This is a genomic window from Pseudoxanthomonas sp. (assembly GCF_051953815.1).
In the GTDB taxonomy this organism is placed as follows: domain Bacteria; phylum Pseudomonadota; class Gammaproteobacteria; order Xanthomonadales; family Xanthomonadaceae; genus Pseudoxanthomonas_A.
In genome coordinates, this window is record NZ_JBQCIJ010000049.1 from 1 (window position 1) to 18,461 (window position 18,461).

Annotated in this window: 10 protein-coding genes; 5 read left to right on the plus strand and 5 right to left on the minus strand. The window is 70.8% G+C overall.

Annotation, left to right across the window (positions count from 1 at the left end; all coding sequences use genetic code 11):
• Nucleotides 1–720 (plus strand): methyl-accepting chemotaxis protein (locus ACTHN1_RS15515; protein WP_440471840.1); only part of this gene is annotated, 720 nt, incomplete at its 5' end.
• Nucleotides 721–757: 37 nt separating this feature from the next.
• Here ACTHN1_RS15515 and ACTHN1_RS15520 read toward each other — a convergent pair.
• Together ACTHN1_RS15520 and ACTHN1_RS15525 are read right to left on the minus strand one after the other, a co-directional pair.
• Nucleotides 758–1,537 carry a LytR/AlgR family response regulator transcription factor gene (locus ACTHN1_RS15520; protein ID WP_440471841.1) on the minus strand — a complete coding sequence of 260 codons (780 nt, stop codon included), beginning with the start codon at nucleotides 1,535–1,537 and terminating at the stop codon, nucleotides 758–760.
• Entirely contained in the window at nucleotides 1,534–2,655 is a 1,122-nt protein-coding gene (locus ACTHN1_RS15525) for a sensor histidine kinase (RefSeq protein WP_440471842.1), read from the minus strand. The genes ACTHN1_RS15520 and ACTHN1_RS15525 overlap by 4 nt, the downstream gene beginning before the upstream one ends.
• Nucleotides 2,656–2,859: 204 nt before the next feature.
• On the opposite strand from ACTHN1_RS15525, the gene ACTHN1_RS15530 reads away from it, so the two are divergent.
• Nucleotides 2,860–3,249, plus strand: coding sequence for a hypothetical protein (locus ACTHN1_RS15530; RefSeq protein ID WP_440471843.1), 390 nt, complete (start codon nucleotides 2,860–2,862; stop codon nucleotides 3,247–3,249).
• 6 nt (nucleotides 3,250–3,255) lie between these two features.
• On the opposite strand, the gene ACTHN1_RS15535 is transcribed toward ACTHN1_RS15530, so the two are convergent.
• Nucleotides 3,256–4,194, minus strand: a complete 939-nt coding sequence (locus tag ACTHN1_RS15535; protein WP_440471844.1) for a LysR substrate-binding domain-containing protein — start codon at nucleotides 4,192–4,194, stop codon at nucleotides 3,256–3,258.
• Between the two features lie 95 nt (nucleotides 4,195–4,289).
• On the opposite strand from ACTHN1_RS15535, the gene ACTHN1_RS15540 reads away from it, so the two are divergent.
• From ACTHN1_RS15540 to ACTHN1_RS15550, 3 genes are all read left to right on the plus strand, one after another.
• Nucleotides 4,290–5,399 (plus strand): hypothetical protein, encoded by a 1,110-nt coding sequence (locus ACTHN1_RS15540; protein ID WP_440471845.1) that lies wholly within the window; start codon nucleotides 4,290–4,292, stop codon nucleotides 5,397–5,399.
• A 10-nt stretch (nucleotides 5,400–5,409) separates the two neighbouring features.
• Nucleotides 5,410–6,291, plus strand: coding sequence for a TolB family protein (locus ACTHN1_RS15545; RefSeq protein ID WP_440471846.1), 882 nt, complete (start codon nucleotides 5,410–5,412; stop codon nucleotides 6,289–6,291).
• Between the two features lie 88 nt (nucleotides 6,292–6,379).
• On the plus strand, nucleotides 6,380–7,966 hold the full coding sequence (locus ACTHN1_RS15550; RefSeq protein ID WP_440471847.1) for an EAL domain-containing protein: 1,587 nt from the start codon (nucleotides 6,380–6,382) through the stop codon (nucleotides 7,964–7,966).
• A gap of 155 nt (nucleotides 7,967–8,121) precedes the next feature.
• Here the strand turns inward: ACTHN1_RS15550 and ACTHN1_RS15555 are convergent, their stop codons facing one another.
• Both ACTHN1_RS15555 and ACTHN1_RS15560 read right to left on the minus strand, forming a co-directional pair.
• Nucleotides 8,122–11,832 carry a hypothetical protein gene (locus ACTHN1_RS15555; protein WP_440471848.1) on the minus strand — a complete coding sequence of 1,237 codons (3,711 nt, stop codon included), beginning with the start codon at nucleotides 11,830–11,832 and terminating at the stop codon, nucleotides 8,122–8,124.
• Nucleotides 11,833–11,845: 13 nt separating this feature from the next.
• Nucleotides 11,846–18,409, minus strand: a complete 6,564-nt coding sequence (locus tag ACTHN1_RS15560) for an Ig-like domain-containing protein (RefSeq protein ID WP_440471849.1) — start codon at nucleotides 18,407–18,409, stop codon at nucleotides 11,846–11,848.
• Nucleotides 18,410–18,461: the final 52 nt, after the last annotated feature.

An 18,461-nucleotide genomic window follows, 5' to 3' on the forward strand; every position in this document is an offset into this window, starting at 1 on the left:
GTCGTCGGCCAGGTCGTCACCACCATGCGCGACATCGAAGCGGCCTCGCGCAAGATTGCCGAAATCATCGCCGTCATCGACGGCATCGCCTTCCAGACCAACATCCTGGCGCTCAACGCGGCGGTGGAAGCGGCCCGCGCCGGTGAACAGGGTCGCGGCTTCGCGGTGGTCGCCTCGGAAGTGCGCACCCTGGCCCAGCGCTCGGCCAACGCGGCCAAGGAAATCAAGGGGCTGATTGAGGCCTCGGTGGACCAGGTGTCCACCGGCTCGGCGCTGGTCAACCAGGCCGGCGCGACCATGGGCGAAATCGTCGCCTCGGTGCAGCGGGTGACCGACATCATGGCCGAGATTGCCGCCGCCTCGCAGGAACAATCCGCCGGCATCGAGCAGGTCAACCAGACCATCACCCAGATGGACGAGACCACCCAGCAGAACGCGGCCCTGGTCGAGGAAGCCTCCGCCGCCGCGCGCAGCATGGAGCAGCAGGCGCAGGGGCTGGCCGAAGCCGTGTCGGTGTTCGCCATCCGGCACGATGCGATGGACGCGCGGCTCGTGGACGCATCGCAGGGACGAACCGCCGGCGCGCTCCCGTCGCGGCCGCCCGTCCCCGTCACGAAAGGCGTGCGCGCGGACACGCGCGCGCTCCAGAAGAACGCTCCGGCGCGGCCCGCACCCGCGCGGCCGGTCGCTTTGCCTCATCCTTCGCAGCGCCCGCGCTGATCCGGTCAGGGGCCGGCGGGAACCGCGCGGCGGCGCGCTATCGCTCCGCCTGCCGCGTGGTCACCAGCCGCAGGAAGGCTTCGTGCTGGTAGCGGCTCATCCGCAGTTCCTGCCCGGTGTCCAGGGTAACCACGTGATGGCCGTTGAACCACGGATGGATCGCCTTGACCCGGCGCACGTTGATGATCGCCGAACGATGGATGCGGGCGAAGTGGCGCGGATCCAGGCGCTCGGCCAGCGCGGCCATGGTCTCGCGCAGTTCGTGCACGCGGTCGGCCAGATGCAGTTCCACCGTGTTGCGGTTGGCCTTGATCCAGACGATGTCGTCCACCGGCACCAGCACCACGTGCTCGTCGACCCGGACCGGAATCCGTTGCAGCCACGCGTCGCGCTGGCGCAGATCCTCCAGCGCCCGCAGGATCTGGGTGGAGGTGCCCGGGTTGCCGGTGTTGACGGAAAGCCGGGTCTTGGCGCGGCCGAGGGTGGCGGCGAAGCGTTCGCGGCTGAACGGTTTGACCAGATAGTCCACCGCGTTGGCCTCGAACGCCTTCACCGCGTACTGCTCGAACGCGGTGACGAAGACGATCGCCGGCATGCGTTCGCTGCCGATGGCGTCGATCACCTCGATGCCGGTCATCGCCGGCATCTGGATGTCGAGGAACACCAGATCCGGCGACTGCGCGCGGATCGCCGCCACCGCCGAGGCGCCGTCGCCGCATTCGCCCAGCAGGTCGATGTCCGGATCCGCGCGCAGCTGGCGCACGATGGCGTGGCGGGCGATCGGCTCGTCGTCCACCACCAGCACGCCGATGCTCATGCGGGCACGTGCTCCGGCGGGCCCTCGGCCTGGTCGTCGCTGTCCACCAGCTCGCGGAACGGCAGGCGGATGCGGCAGGCCACGCCCTGCGGCCAGATCATGTCCAGGCGCAGATCGGCGTCGTCCCCGTACAGCTCGCGCAGGCGCAGGCGGGTGTTGGATAGGCCGATGCCGTGGCCGCCGGGACGGCCTTCGCTTTCCAGGGTGCTGTTGCCGTTGCGTACTTCCAGCAGCAGTTGATCGCCCTCGCGGCGCGCCTCGATCTCGATGCGGTCGTCACCCACCCGCAGGCCGATGCCGTGGCGGATCGCGTTCTCGACGATCGGTTGCAGCAGCAGGCTGGGCACCGCGCCGTCGAGCGTGTCCGGGGCGATGTAGATCTGGGTGGTCAGGCGGTCGCCGTAGCGCTTGCGCTGGATGCCCAGGTACAGATCCAGCAGGGCCAGTTCGCGCCGCAGGCTGATCTCCTGGCCGTCGTAGTCCTCCAGGAACGCGCGCAGCAGTTCGCTCAGGCGCAGCAGCATGTCCTCGGCGCTGACCTTGTCCTCGTCCAGCAGGGTGACGATGGCGTGCAGGGTGTTGAACAGGAAGTGCGGTTGCAGCTGGGTCTTCAATACCTGCAGGCGCGACTTCGCCAGTTCGGTGGCCAGCTGGCTGGCCTCCAGTTCGCGGCGGGCCTTCTCGGCCTGGAAGCGCAGCGAATGCTGGATGGCGACCAGCGCGCAGTAGGTCACCACGCCGATGGTGATGTACTTGGTGAAGAACTGGAAGAGCTGTTCGCCGAAGGAACTGGGCTCGAAGAAGGTCGAGATGAAGGCGCCCGCCACCATCGACAGCAGGGTCAGGCCGCTGGCGGCGAACAGATGGAACAGCAGCGGCCCGGCGCGATACGGCGGCTGCACCGGATGGCGTTCGGCCAGGCGGAACACCCACGGCGCCAGCGCGGCCCAGATGTACCAGACGATGATCGACCAGCGCAGGTAATCCGTGAGCGCCCACAGGTGGCCCGAGGCCAGGTCGTCGATGATGCCCTGCACGACGAACACCAGGGTCACCGGCAACCACAGCGCGAGGTAGCGGGCCAGGCCGATTTCGATGGTTCCCAGACGAATCTTCATGCGGCGCGGCGGCGGGTCGTTGGCGGAGGAGCAGGGGCATCCTAAGCGCACTCCGGCGCAAAGAAAAAGCGAAGGCCGCATCACTACGATTGGGAGCGCGGCCACGACGATTCGTCCCATCTCCGTTGCCGGGCGTGCGCGGGACGGCGCCTGATGCGCGCAACGGCTGCCACGGTGGCGGCCGGCTGCCCCGGAGAATCCATCATGCGCCTGCGTCATTGCCTGCCGGTTGCCGCGTTCGTCGCGGTGTTCCTGGCCGTTCCCTTCGGCGTGTCCGCCTCGCCCGCGACCCCGGACGGGATCCGCTATCTGTCCCTGATCAACCGCGCCCACGACAGCGTCGAACGGCTGGAAGTGGCCGCGCCCGGCAGCGGCGAGTTCCGCGAGCTGGCGCTGGGCGAGCGGGTGCGCGGCGGCGGGGATTCCTCGACCGTGGAACTGCGCGGAAACCAGTGCCACTACGACGTGCGCTTCACCTTCCGCACCGGTCAGCGGATGGTCTACGAGAACGTGGACGTGTGCCGGCTCCAGGCGCTGCGCGTGCAGCCGCCGCCGCGGGACAAGCTGGATCTGCGCCAGGCGACCACGCCCTGACCGCGCTCACGCACCGGCGATGCGCGCCACCCGCAGCCAGCCGCGCGCGGCCTCGCGCGCGCGCGCGGCTTCGGTTTCCAGCCATTCGCCGAAGCAGGCGATCTTGCGGCTGGCGTGGCGCGCCACCGGATAGGTGAACCAGAACGCGCGGCCATCGCCGGCGACGTGCGGGTGCGCCGGCACCAGCCGGCCGGTGGCGATTTCGTCATGGAACAGCAGCGGCGAACCGATGGCGATGCCCTGGCCGGCGATGGCGGCGGCGATGTCCAGGTGTTCGGCAGACAGCTGGGTGGCGAAGCGTTCGGGCGGCAGCGGCGTCTCGCTGCCGAGGCCGCGGAACCACAGCGTCCACCAGTCCGGCCGGCCCAGCAGCGGCACCGGCGGGGATCGTTCCGGCGTCGCCAGATCGGCGGCGGCGGCCTTCAGTGCCGGCGCGCACAGCGGCATGAAGATGCTCGGGAACAGTTCGACGCTGCGCAGGCCCGGCCATTGCCCGTGGCCGTTGCGGATCGCCGCGTCGAAGCGTCCGCCGGCCAGATCCTCGGCGGTGGCGGACAGGTCCAGCTCGATCGCGATCTCCGGATGGCGCTGGCGGAAACCGCCGAGTTTCGGCGTCAGCCAGCTGGCGCCCAGGGTCGGCAGGGTGGTGAGCGACAGGCGGGCTTCATTGATGGCGGCGGCGCGGCTGAAGCTGGCGCGCAGCGCGGCGAACGCGCGGATGGCCTCGTGGGCGACGATCTCGCCGGACTCGGTCAACTGGACGCGGTTGGCCCCGCGCACGAACAGCGGCGCGCCGATCTGCTGTTCCAGCCGGCGGACGTGATAGCTGACCGAGGCGGCGGTGGTGTCCAGTTCCTCGGCCGCGCGCGCGAAACTGCCCGACCGCGCGGCCGCTTCAAAGGCGCGGATGGCGGCAAGCGAAGGAAAGCGGTGTTCACCGACCATAAGTGCGGCTTAGTCTGGGCACCGATGTTCGCGTGGTCAACGGCCGCGACGGCGCGGCAGGATGACGTTGAATCCTCGCCACCGTCGGGTCCGCCATGTCGATCATCCTCCCCCGCGAAACCGGAATCGAAGCCGGCACCGACATCGGCCGCCGCCGCGTACTGACGGCGTTCGCCGCCGGCGCCGCGTCGCTGCTGCCGTGGCCGGCATTGGCGACGACGCCGGCGGGCGCGGGAACGACCGCCGACCCGCGCCAGGACTGGCGCTGGCTGCGGGGCAACTGGAACGTGCAGCACCGGCGCCTGAAGGAGCGGCTGGCCGGCAGCGACGAGTGGGAGAGCTTCGGCGGGCGCAGCGCGGCCTGGTTGACCCTGGATGGACTGGGCACCATCGACGACAACGAGATGGAACTGCCCGGCGGCACCTACCGCGGCCTGGGCATCCGCGCGTTCGACCCGGGCACGCGCCAATGGGCGATCTGGTGGCTGGACGCGCGCAATCCGACCCATATCGAACCGCCGGTGCGCGGTGGCTTCGAGGGTGACGGCGGAACCTTCGTCGGACGCGACACCCTGCGCGGAAAACCCATCCTCATGCGCTTCCGCTGGCACGACATCCGCGGCGCGCGGCCGTGGTGGGAACAGGCGTTCTCCGGCGACGACGGCGCCCACTGGGAGGTCAACTGGCGCAACTGGTTCACCCGCACGGCGGCCGAGCCCGCGCCGCTGCCGCGGCTGGCGGACGCGCCGGACGACTGGAACTTCCTGGCGGGCCGATGGCAGGTGCGCCACCGTCGGCGCCCGCGCCTGTCGCGCGCGGATCGCTGGGACGAATTCGACGGCACGTTCCACAACTGGCCGGTGCTGGGCGGCTTCGGCAATGTCGGCGACAACCTGATGCGGATGCCGGGCGGCGATCTGCGCGGCATGGGCATCCGCGCCTGGGATCCGGTGCGTGGCGAGTGGTCGAGCTGGTGGCTGGACGGACGCATGCCGGATCGCATCGGCGCTCCGCTGCGCGGAGGCTTCCGCAACGGCGAGGGCGTGCTCACGGGCGAGGAGATCGTCGACGGTCGCGCGATCCGCAGCCGGGTGATCTGGTCGCGGATCACGCCGCGCTCGGCGCGCTGGGAGCAGGCGACGTCCAGCGACGGCGGCACGAGCTGGGACACCGACTGGATCAGCGATTTCACCCGGATGGCCTGAAGCGATGGCGATGACGATGCGATGGATGGCGGTATGCCTGTGGACCGCCCTGGCCGGTGGCGGCGAGCCGCCGGCGATCACCCTCACCGGACCGATCGAGCGCTTCGCGCCGGACGTCGTGTCCACCACTTTCAGCGAAGTGCGGCTGACCCTCAGTCCGGATGGGAACACCGCGATCTGGTTCAGCCGGGATCGGCCGGGCGGCGCGGGTGGCTACGATCTGTGGATCTCGCGCCGGAGCGACGCCGGCTGGTCGCCGCCGGCGCCGGCGCCGTTCAACACGCTGGGGCGCGATTTCGATCCGGCGTTCTCGGCGGATGGACGCCAGCTGTATTTCTGCTCGGATCGGCCCGGTGGCCTGGGCGGCGACGATCTGTACCGGGTGGCGATCAGCGGTGACGCGTTCGGCGCGGTGGAGTGGCTGGGGCCGGCGGTGAACAGCGCCGGCAACGAGTTCGCGCCGATGCTCTCGCCGGATGGCGAACGCCTGCTGTTCTCCAGCGATCGCGCCGGCGGCGCCGGTCGCCAGGATCTGTACGTCGCCGCGCGCACGGACGCGGGCTTCGCCCCGGCGCGCGCGCTGGCGGGCGGCGTGAACACCGACGCGGATGAGTTCGACGCCACTTTCCTGGGCGACGGCAGCACGATTGTCTTTACCCGCGCCGCGGACCTGCGCCGCGATCGCGTCGATCTGTTCGTCACCACCGCCGGACCGGCGGGCTATGGTCCGGGCCGGCGATTGGACGGCGAGGCGAATCATCCCCGCTACGACAGCTATGCGCCGATGCTGGACTGGTCGCGGCCGGATCACCTGCTGTTCTCCGGCAGGCGCGACGAGCGGAGCGGCGTGGACGTGTTCCGGGTGCCCTATTCGCTGGCGGCCGGGCGCTGACGCGCGATCGCCCGGTCCGCCCGGGCATGCGGTTGGCAACGGGCGGACGGCGACCTAACCTGTCGCCTCCGCTGAACCGGATCGCCGCATGTACAGGGAACGTGTATTGCTGCTCGGCGTCGGCCTGGCCGTCGCCGCCAGTCTGGCCGCGCTCGCGGGAATGGGATACCTGGGCTGGCAATCCGGCCTTCGCCAGGAACAGTCGCGTCTGCAGGATCATGCCGCGCGCGCGATCGAGCGCGCCCGCGCCGCCTTCGAAGAAGTCGACGAGGCTTTCGACGAACTCGAGCGTTCCACCGCGACGCCATGTTCGCCCCGGCACATCGAGGAACTGCGGCGCGCCACCCTCGACACCCGCTCGGCCGAGGACGTGGGCTATTTCCGGGACGGACGCCTGCAATGCAGTTCGTGGGGCGCCCTGCGCGAGCAGGTTCCGCGCGCCGCGATCGAATTCACCACCGTCGGCGCCATCGGCGTGAGCACGCGGGTGCAGCCGCGCATCCGCAACGCGCCGCCGATGCTGGTGCTGCACCGGGGCAGCTACAGCGCGCTGGTCAATCCCGAACGACTGGTCGACGTGCTGGCCGAGGACGACGTGCGGATCGCGCTGCACGCGCCCGGCGATCAGCCGCTCACCGCCGCCTCGCCCGCGGTGGAAGCATTGCTGGCGCGGGTGGGGAAAGACGCATCCGGCGGCACGGTGGCGGGGCAGTTGTATGGCGTGTCCCGCCGCGACGGCTGGGAGGCCCTCGCCGCGCGTCCGCTGGCCGCGGTCGCCGGGCGCCTGCGCGGGGAGCAGCTCAAGCTGTTGCCGCTGGCGCTGATCGTGCTGGCCGCGCTGGCGGCGTTGTCCACCTGGCTGATCCGGCAGCGCCTGTCGCCGCTGGCGGAACTGGAGCGCGCGGTGCGGCGCCGCCAGTTCGTCGTCCACTACCAGCCCATCGTGGATCTGCGCAGCGGCGCGTGCGTCGGCGCCGAGGCGCTGGTGCGCTGGCGCCGTGAAGGCGCGCTGGTGCCGCCGGACAGCTTCATCCCGCTGGCCGAGGAAAGCGGGTGGATCGCCCCGATCACCGATCAGGTGCTGGATGGCGTGGTCGCGGATCTGGAAGCCGAACTGGCCGCCGACCGTTCGCTGCACATCGCCATCAACCTGGGCGCCGAGGACATCCGCAGCGGCCGTTTCCTGCGCGTGCTGGACGAAGTGCTGCCGCGCACGCGGATCCGCGCCGATCAGATCTGGCTGGAGGCCACCGAACGCGGCTTCATCGACATCGAGGCCGCGCGGCTGACCCTGGCGCAGGCGCGCGCCGCCGGCCATTCGGTCGCCATCGACGATTTCGGCACCGGCTATTCCAGCCTGCGCCATCTGCAGGACCTGCCGCTGGATGCGCTGAAGATCGACAAGTCCTTCGTCGACACCATCGGCCTGGAGGCCGCCACCAGTCCGGTCACCGCGCACATCGTGGAGATGGCGCGCGCGCTGGATCTGCACATCGTCGCCGAGGGCGTGGAAACGCAGGCGCAGCGGGACTACCTGCGGTCGCGCGAAGTGGGCTATGCGCAGGGCTGGTATTTTTCGCGGCCGTTGCGGGCCGCCGAGTTCATCGCCTTCCTGCGGCGCTCGCGCGCCACGCATGGCGCGGGCCCGGAAGTGATCCGCCGCCCGGAGCGCTGAATGCCGTCAGGCCGGGCATGCCCCTTGCCCCGCACGCGGGGGAAGGTCGGGATGGGGTCGCATCCGTGCCTGTCCGCTTCACCGCGAACGACCAACGGAACTGACGTGCGGCGACGGCTGGCTGGAGAGGGGATCACCAGGCCGCCCACCGCACGTCAGTAGTACCCGGTGATGTTGAGGAACCAACCCTTGTAGCGGTAATCGAGCTGGGTCAGATCGCCGCTGAAGTCGGTGAAGTTGTAGCCCACGCCGACCTTGAAGTTCTCGCGGATCTGGCGATCCAGGCCGACCAGCCAGCCGCGCCGGTCGCCGCCATCGCGGACCTTGAGCCAGCGGTATTCGGCCAGGCCGTCCCAGCGGCCGATCAAGTGGTAGCGCACCTGCAGCGCGGCGAAGTCGGTGCGGCTGTCCAGCCAGGCGCCGCCGCCGCGCCCCATCCGGTAGTCGCCCCAGCGGCCCGCCAATTTGCCGGCCAGCTGCCAGCGGTCATCCAGTTGCACCGTGCCTTCGAACGACAGCACGTGCGAGCGCTGGTCGTATTGATCGGCCTCTTCCTGGCCCGGCGAAGCGCGGTCGTACAGATAGGTGTACTTGCCGAACGCGGCCCAGCGAGTGTTGTCGTGCGGGCGCCAGGCGAAGCCCAGGTTGGCTTCGGCCAGGCGCGCGCCGGCGGCGGGATTGAGATCATCCTTCGTGTCGGCGTAGTTGGCGCGCAGCGCCAGCCGCCAGTCCTCGTCGACCCGGTAGAACAGCCGGTTGGTGGTCACCCATTGGGTGCGCTGTTCGGCGCCGCGATCGCGGCGGTACTCCAGCTTGCTCGACCAGTCGGTGCGCGCATCGGTGCGGCCGCCGCTAACGCTGTAGGCGCGCCGATCGACCCGGCCGTCGCGCGCGTCCAGTTCGCCGTCCATCACCGTGAAGCCGAGGTTCCAGCCGGGCGCGGGCCGGAAATCCAGGCCGAAGGTGTGGACGATGCCGTCGCCGTCTCGGCGGTTGTCGCGCAGGTACTGGCTCTCGTTGTAGACGTTGACCTGGTTGTTGAGGCGCCAGCGCTGGCCCAGCGTCCAGCCGGATTGCAGCGCGCTGTCGAACAGGCCGTCGCGCTCGGTGCGATCGGTGCTGTAGTGGTAGGCGCCGTACAGCGTGTGATCCGGGCTCAGGCGGTATTCCGCGTCCAGCTTGCCGCCGTGGCCGCGACTGCCGCTGCTGACCTCCGCGCCGATGCTGGAGCGATCGCCGAACAGGTATTTGCCGCCCAGGGTGAGCAGGTTGTTGCGGTCGTAGCGGCCATCGTCGTCGTCCAGGGTGTACTGGCCGACGCCGTAGAGTTCCCACTTGTCGCCGAAGCGCTGGCGATAGCTGAGCGCCAGCAGGGTGGCGTCGGCGTCACGACCGCCGTCGCGTTCGCTCAGGTGGCGCAGTTCGCCACCGAAGCGGCCGTCCTCGGTCAGCTGCCAGTCGAAGGTCAGCTGGGTCTGCTCCAGTTCCTGCGCGCCGTGCGAGGCGTGGCTGTAGCGTCCGTACAGGCTGAAGTCGTCGTTGAGGTGGCCGAGGAATTCCGCGCCGTATTCCTCGATCGCCAGGCCGGTGTCCTGGCGGCCGATCGAGAAGCCGGCGTCGACGTCGCGCCACCAGGCGCCCATCGACCATTCGCGGCGGGTCCAGCCCAGTTCCTGCAGATTCACGCGCGCCTCGACCATGCGGGCGTCGCCGGAACGCGCGCCGCCGACCGGGTTGCGCTGGATGAAGCTCAGGCCGCCGTTGTCGGAATAGAAGATCGGCGCGACCGTGGATTCGCTGCGGGTGGCTTCCATGCGCAGGTAGGTGCCGCGCCCGGCCTGCAGGGTCAGATCCGCGCCCTTGAGCGAGTAGTCGTCGCCGCTGCGGTTCTCGTCGACATAGGTCGCGCCGACCGCGACGTGATCGCCCAGCCACTGGCGTCCGCGCAGGCCGACGGTGACGTCGTCGGAGTCGAATCCGGACGGCACGTATTCGTAGTCGACCAGCAGCACCTGGCGATAGCCGTCCAGCGGCGTGTCGCGGGTCAGGGTGCGCACGTTCTCGCGGGTGATCTGCGACAGCGCGCGGGTCAGGAACAGGCGTCCCTGCAGATCATCCATTTCGTAGTCCACGCCCGGTTGCAGGTTCACCCGCGCCTCGACCCGGCCGGTGGTGGGATCGCGCACTTCCATCACCACCTGCTCGGATCCGGGCAGCACGTCGGTGTGGCGCAGGTAGTACAGGCTGCCGCCGGTGCCGAGGAACTCGGTGTGGCCGAGCGCGGTGCGCGCCTCGGCGCCGAATACCTTCAGGAGGCTGCGCGGATCGCCCAGCGCGGTGGCCGCGTTCGAGCGCCAGTTCAACGCCGCGCCGTACAGCGCGCGGTTGTACTGGGCGTACTCGGTGCCGGTGAAGCCGGTGGCGTAGTTGCCCCACAGCGCCTGGTTCTGATCCCAGTCCAGGCGCAGATACAACTTGCCCTGGGTGTCCACGTCGCGCCAGGTGCGCGAATCGTCGCCGTACACCGGGTAATAGAGATCCGGATCCAGGCGGCGGAAGATGTCGGTCGGCCGCGCATCCAGGAAACCGTCGAACAGCCGATCGAGTTCGTTCTCCCAGGTATCGGCCTGCGCGGTGAGCAGGTAGCGGCCCTTCCACTTGCCCTTGGCGTAGAAGGCCAGCCGGCCTTCGCGCAGGAAGCCGTCGTCCTGGCGGATGTCGCTGGCCAGCGTGTCCAGTCCGCCGCTGGCCTGGTTGCGCGAGAGGGTCAGATCCGCCAGCGCGGTGACGAACGCGTAGCGGCCGCTGACGTCCACGTCCAGCGGAGTGTCGGCGATCAGGCCCTGCGACGACTTCACCTGCACCTGGTAGCGGTGCGGTCCGACCGGTTGCAGGAATTCGGCGACGAACTTGCGCTCCTGGTCGATGGGGAATCCCTGGCCATCGATCACGATCTGCATGCCTTCGGGAATGTCGCGGCCGAGGATGCGCACGCGGGAGCCGTACACCGGGATGTTGCGCAGGCGCAGATCGCTCCTGCCGTAGATCGACTCGATGATCTGCACGGACTCGGCGGTGGCGGCGTCCAGGTTGTCGGCATGGCTGCGCTGCACCTCGTCCCGCAGCACCTGCGCGCCACGCGCGTAGTCGCCGGGCGTCACCAGCTGGATGCGGCGCGGATGGGTTTCATCGAAGCTGCCGTCGGGCGCGCGGGCGCGCGCGACGTATTGCAGGACGTCGCCCGCCTGCAGGCGCAGCCCGGCCGGCAATGCGCCGTCCCAGCGCGCATCGGTCACCGCGCCGACCGGCAGGGTGACGGTGGCCAGCGGGGTCACCCGATCGGTGTCGTCGCCGCGATAGATCATCACCTGCAACCGGTCGTAGAACGCGGCGTAGTTGCTGTAGGCGTGGAAGCGCACCGGCTGGGTGATGCGGCCATCCTCGAACGGCGCCAGCGATCCGGCCTGGACGTTGAGGATGGGCTGGCCCAGCGCCGGATCCTCGGTGGCCCACAGGGTGCCGCCCTGCGGCAGATCCACGGTGAAATGCCCGCTGATGCTGGCCTGTCCCTCGGCCAGCACCTGGCTGGTGCCCTGGTAGGTCTGCGCGGTCACGGTTTCCACCCGCCGGTTCCGTTGCAGCGCGACCGCGTCGTCGCCGACGGCGACGGGCTGGTTCTCGCCATGCGCGCTGATCCGGAACAGCGCGCCGTGCTCGTTGCGGCACCCGTGCGTGTCGCACTGTGGTTGCGGCGCCGGTGCTGCGGCGGTGGCCGGCGAGGGTGTCTGCGCCAGCGCCCCGCAGGCGAGCGACAGGCCACAGATGGCCAGGGCGACGCGGCTCGGGATGTGCTTCCTGATATCCATGATCATGTCCCCCTCAGCGTCCTTCCCCGCGTGCCGCGGTGGGTGTGTGCGGCCCGGTTTCCACCCGCAGGCGCGTGCGCGCCCGTGGCGAAAGCCGGTCGGCGAGCGCCGCGGCGACCGCGTCGGCGCGATGGCGGCTCAGGCGGAGGTTGTGTTCGTCGGTGCCGCGCGCGTCGGCATGGCCGGCGATGCTGACGATCACGTCCGGTCCCTGTTCGATGCGCTGCGCGATGGCGTCCAGCAGCGGCCGGTACTGTGGCCGGAGGTCGGCGCTGTCGGTGTCGAACAGCAGGTTGCCCAGTCCGATGTCCTGATCCAGGGTGACCAGCGCGGTCTGGCCGTCCACCTGGGTGCGCAGTTCGATCGCGGTGGCCTGGCGCAGTTCGGGCGTCAGCCGCGCGTCCAGCGCGGCGCGCACGGCGGTGGCGCGGTGGAAGGCCAGCACCAGTTCATCGGCCTCGGCGGTGATGATCACCCGGCCGCCTTCGCCCTCGCGCAGGCGCCCGGCGATCCGCTCGAACAGCGGCGCGTGTCCGGCCGGAATCTCCGCGCTGCCGGTGGCGAAGAACACCTCGCCCAGATCGATGTCCACCTCGGTGGTGCCGCCGCCCAGCGGCATGCCGGGCACCTGCACGCCGAAGTCGAAGCGCACCGGCACGCCGGGGGTGATGCGCAGGACGCGCGGATTCTCGGTGGTGAAGCGGCTGCCCGGCGGCAGGGTCGCGGCGTCCACCTTGATCAGGAAGTTGCGGCCACGCGCCCAGCGTCCGCCGTCGATGCCGGCCAGGTGGAAGCGGCCGTACCGATCGGTTTCGATCAGCAGGCCCTCGACCGTGCCCAGGCGCACGCCCGGCAGGCCGCGCTCGCCGGGTTCCTGGCGGCCGTTGCCGTTGGCGTCGTGGAAGACGCTGCCGATGATCAGGCTGTCGTCGAGCAGCGGATCGCCGGTCACCTCCACATCGGCGGTGGCCTCGTTGCTCAGCGCGGCGCCGTCGTCGTCGCGGACGATGGCGCGGTTGGTGTGCACGCCCGGGCCGACGCCCGCGCCCACCCGCAGCACGTAGATCACGGTGGCGCTGCGGCCGGCGGCGATGTCGAGCGCGCCGATGCGCAGCGGGCGTGCGTTGGACAGGGCGCCGGCGGTGTCGCCGTCGAGCACCTGCAGCGATTCGGGCACCATCACGAAGCCCTCGGGCAGGCGATCGAGCAGGTTGACCTGTTCCGCGTCGACGTCGCCGACGTTGTCGATGCGCAGCGTGTAGCGGACCAGATCGCCGATGCGGGCGGTGCGCTGCGCGGCGGTCTTGCTCAGGCGCAGGGTCGCCGGTTCGGCCTGCACGTCGATCAGCACGCTGGCCTGCGCGCACACCGGCGTCGGCACGGACACGTCGCACACCCGATACTCGAATCGATCCTGGCCGACGTAGCGCGGCAGCGCGGTGTAGGTGCAGATGCCCTGCGCACAGGCCACCTGGCCGTTGGCCGGTGCGACCAGCACGGTCAGCGAGGCCGGGTCCAGCGGCGCATGGCCGACCGAGTCGTTGGCCAGCACCGGAATCGCGACCGGTCCCTGGCGCGCGCGCGCCTGGTCGTCGACCGCGGTGACGGTGTTGGCCAGCACGGTGACGGTGACCGTGGCGGTGGCGCAGTTGCCGGGCACGGCCCGCTCGCACGCGTCGTACTGGAAGCTGTCGCCGCCGCTGAAGTAGCCGGTCGGCGTGTAGGTCACGCTGCCGTCGGGATTGACCGCGACCGTGCCGTGCGCGGGCGTGGTGAGGTTCTGCACCAGCAGGCGGGTGGCGTCGGCGGGTGCGCCGGCGTAGCTGTCGTTGACCAGCACCGGAATCACCAGCGCGGCGCCCTGCGCGGTCTGTCCGGCATCGTCCGCCGCGGCGATCGCGGTGGCGTTGACGACGATCGTCACGGTGGCGCTGTCGCAGTTGGCCGGGTTGATGGCGTCGCACAGCGTGTAGGTCAGCGTATAGGTGCCGCCCGGCGTGCCGGCGGCCACGTCCACGCCGCCATCGGCGTTGAGGGTCAACGGACCCTGCACCAGCGGCGCGAGGATGACGCTGGCCGGCGTCACCGCGCCGCCGTCGTACTGATCATTGGTCAGCACGTTGAGCACGCCGGTGGCGGCCACACCTCCGGGAATCGGCGGCGCGGCATCGTCCTGCGCGTCGATGGCCGGCAACGCGACCGCGAGGCTGGCGATGGCGGTGTCGCAGTTGGCGGGGTTGAGCCGTTCGCACAGGCGGTAGCTCACCGTGTAGGTGCCGGCCGGCGTGCGCGGCAGCACCGTCACCGCGCCGCTGCCCGCCTGCAACTGCACGTTGGCGTGGGTGATGGCGGTCTGGGTGAGTTCGACCTGGGCCGGATTCACCGCCGCGCCGTTGAGCAGATCGTTGGCCGCGACGTTGGCGATGGCCTGGCCACCGGCCACCGAGCCCACCGGCGCCGGCGCGAGGTCATCGACCGCGTCGATGGCGGCGGCCTGCACCTGCACGGTCACCGTGGCCTGATCGCAGTTGGCCGGATTGAGCGCCTCGCACAGCTGGTAGGTCACGGTGTAGCTGCCGGCCGGCGTGTCGGCGGCCACGTCGACCTGGCCGTTGGCCTGCACGGTCAGCGGCGCGTCGGCGGACAGCACGGTGAAGTTCACTTCCGACGGCACGACCGGCGCGCCGTCGAGGGTGTCGTTGGCCAGCAGGTTGACCACGCCGGTGGCGCCGGTCAGACCGTTGACCGGGCCGGCCGGATCGTCGAGGGCGTCCACCAGCGCGGGGTTGACCGTGATCGCCACGCTGGCGTCGGCGCAGTTGGCCGGCGCGATGGCCTGGCAGATGCGGTATTGCAGGGTGTAGCTGCCGGCCGGCGTCGCCGCCGCCACCGTCACCGCGCCATTGGCGGTGTCCAGCACGATGCCCGGATGCGCGGGCGCGACGGTCTGGGTCAGGACGATGTCCGCCATCGCCGGCGTGCCGCCACCCAGCTGATCGTTGGCGAGCACGCTGGCGACCGGGGTGCCGCCGTTGCGGCCGCCGGCCGAACCGCTGTCGTTGCCCGCGCTGATCGGCAATGGACCGGCCAGCACGTTCACGGTGACGCTGGCGCCGTCGCAGATCGTCGGCGCGCTGAGCGAGCACAGCGTGTAGGTGATGGTGTAGGCGCCGGCGGGAGTGTTGGGCGCGACGATCACGTTGCCGTTGGCGTCGATGCTCAGCTGCGCGGTGGCGGTCGCGCTCACGGTGGCGTTGGCGACGGACGCCGGGGCGCCGTTGACCAGGTCGTTGCCGAGCACGTTGCCGGCGGTGCCGCCGGCCGCGCCGTTGGCGAGGCTGAGGCTGTCGTCCAGCGCGTCCACCACCACCACCGTCACGTTGACCGTGGCGGTGTCGCAGTTGGCCGGATGGCCGGTCTCGCAGATCGTGTAGGTGGCGCTGAGCGGGCCGGCCGGCGTGCCGGCGGCGACCGACAGGACGCCGCTGGCGTCGATGGCCAGTGGCGGCGCGGCGGTGCTGGCCAGGCCGACGCTGCCGGGCGCGACGGCGCCGCCGTTGAAGGTGTCGTTGTCCAGGACGTTGGCGAGGCTGGCGTTGCCGGTGGCGCCGTTCACCAGGTACGGGCCATCGTCGATCGCGTCGATCGCGGCCAGCACCTGCACGGTGACCGTCACCTGCGCGCTGTCGCAGTTGGACAGGTTGCCGGCTTCGCAGATCTGGTAGCTGGCGCTGTAGACACCGGCGGGCGTGCCGGCCGGCACCGAGACCACGCCGTTCGCGTCGATGCCCACGGGAGCGCTGGCGTTCGGCGTGAACACCACGTTGGCCAGCGAGACCGGCGCGCCGTTGAAGGTGTCGTTGGCGAGCACGTTGCCGGCGTTGGTGCTGCCGGTGACGCCGTCGATCGGACCGAAGCCGTCGTCGACCGCGTTCAGCGCGGCGTTGACGATCACGTTGACGCTGATGGCCGCGTTATCGCAGATCGCCGGTTGCGCGACCTGGCAGATCTGGTAGCTGGCGGTGTAGGTGCCGGCCGCGGTGCCGGCGGTGACGGTCACGGTGCCGTCGGCGCCGATGGTCAGCTCCGGCGTGTTGCTTGGGGTGAGGGTCACCGCGGTGGTGGCGAACGGCGCGCCGTCGAGGCGATCGTTGGTCAGCACGTTGCCCGCGCTGCCGCCGATGCCGCCGTTGACCGGACCCAGGGTGTCGTCGACGGCGTCGAGCGTGCTGACCGCGACGGTCACGGTCGCGGTGTCGCAGTTGCCCGGATTGATGACCTCGCACAGGTCGTAGGTGGCGGTATAGGTGCCGGCCGCGGTGCCGGCGGCTACCGAGACGGTGCCGTTGGTGCCGATGGTGATCGGGGCCACGTCGTGCGGCGTCACCGTCACCTGCGGCGCGGTCACCGGCGCGCCGTTGAGGGTGTCGTTGTCCAGGATGTTGCCGGCGGCCGCGCCGCCGGTGCCGCCATTGACCGGACCGAGCGCGTCGTCGACCGCGATCAGCGTGCCCGCCGCGACCGTGACGGTGATCGTCACGCTGTCGCAGATCGTCGGCTGCGCGACCTGGCAGATCTGGTAGCCGCCGCTGAGCGGACCGGCGGGCGTGCCGGGCGCGATGGTGACGGTGCCATCGGGGGCGATGGTCAGCGCCGGGCCGCCGCCGGTCTGGGTCAGGGTGACCGCGCCGGGCGTGGCGGGCGCGCCGTCCACGAAGTCGTTGGTCAGCACGTTGCCCGCGTTGCCGCCCGCCGGCGAGGGACCGAGCGCGTCGGTCACCGCGTCGATGGTCGAGACCGTCACGGTCACCGTGGCGGTGTCGCAGTTGTCCGGCACCGCCGCTTCGCAGATCTGGTAGCTCGGCGTGTAGACGCCGGCCGGCGTGTTCGGCGCGATGCTCACCGTGCCGTCGCCGGCGATGGTGACCGGACCGGCGTTGGTGGGCGTCAGCACGATGTCGCCCGGCGCCACCGGATTGCCGTCGAGGGTGTCGTTGCCCAGCACGTTGCCGGCGTTGGGATTGCCGGTGACGCCGTTGATGCCGCTGAAGGCGTCATCGTTGGCGACCAGCGTGCCGGGGGTCACCACCGTGATCTGGACGCTGGCGGTGTCGCAGACCGTCGGCGCGTCCAGGTAGCAGATCGTGTAGCTGGCGGTGTGCGTGCCGGCGGCGGTGCCGGGAGGCACGGTGACGGTGCCGTCGGCGTTGAAGACGATCGCGGCGGTGCCGGCGCCAACCAGGCTTACCGTCGCCAGCGAAGCGGGCGTGGCGCCGCCCGCGCTGTCGTTGCCCAGCACGTTGAGCAGGGACGCCGCGCCGGTGGCGCCGTTGATCGGGCCGGCCACGTCGGCGACCGCGTCGATCGGCGGAACCACGCGCACCGTCGCGGTGGCGCTGTCGCAGTTGCTGGGAACCGCGGTTTCGCAGATCTGGTAGGTCGCCGAATAGGTCCCCGGCGTCGCGGCCGGATCCAGTGTCACCGCGCCATCGGCGGCGATCGTCAGCGGGCCGCTCGGGGTGGAGGTCAGCGTGACCAGCGCCGGAATGATCGGAGCGCCGGCCAGGGTGTCGTTGCCGAGCACGTTCGCGGTCAGCGCGATGCTGCCGGCCGCCTGCGGCGGCAGCGGGTCGTCGACGGCGTCGATGGTCGCGGCGGAATTGACCGTCACCGTGATCACCGCGTCGTCGCAGTTGCCGGGATTGGCGATCTCGCAGATCTGGTAGGTGGTGGTGTAGGTGCCGTTGGCGGTGCCGGCGGGTACGTCCACGGATCCGTTGGCGTTGACGACCAACTGCGCGGTGCTGACCGGCGCGAAGGTGATCTGGGCCGGCACCACCGGCGCGCCGCCCAGGGTGTCGTTGGTCAATACATTGACCACGTTGGCCTGGCCGGTGATGCCGTTGACCGGACCGGCGCTGTCGGCGACCGCCACGATCGGGCGCGCGGCGACCGGCACCGGCGGCGTGGTGTCGGTGTTGTCGGCGGGATTGGGATCCGTGGTGCCCGGCGGCGGGGTGACCGTGGCGGTGTTGGCGCCGATCGTCGATGGCGTGGTCAGCGGCGCGGTGCCGGTCACGTCGACGGTGATGGTGCCGGCCGCCAGCAGGTTCACGGTGAGCGCGACGTTGCCGGTGCCGCTGGCGGCGCCGCAGCTGGATCCGGCGCTGGCCGCGCAGGTCCAGCCGACGTTGCTCAATTCGGCGGGCACGGTATCGGCCAGGGTGGCGCCCAGCGCCGCCGAAGGCCCGGCGTTGGTGAGGGTGATCCGGTAGGTCACCGTGCCGCCGGTGACGACCGGCGAGGCGGTCAGCAGGGTCTTGTCGACCGTGAGCGCGGCCTCGGCCGCCAGCGCGTTGGTATCGGTGCCGCTGTTGTTGCCCGGTTGCGGATCGGTCACCGTCGGCGGCAGCGTCACCGTGGCCGTGTTGCCCAGGTTCGCCGGATAGGTCTGCGCGGACACGCCTGCGGCGACCAGCAGCCATCCCAGCAACACCGCCGCGCCTCCCGCCGCGCGCCTGGAATCGGCGCGCGCCGGAATCACGGTCCTGGAGGTCGATAGCGCTCGGGTGTCCATACGGCGTTCCTCGCGGTGGCTTGCGGCATCGGATGCGCGTGCAAGCGGGTCG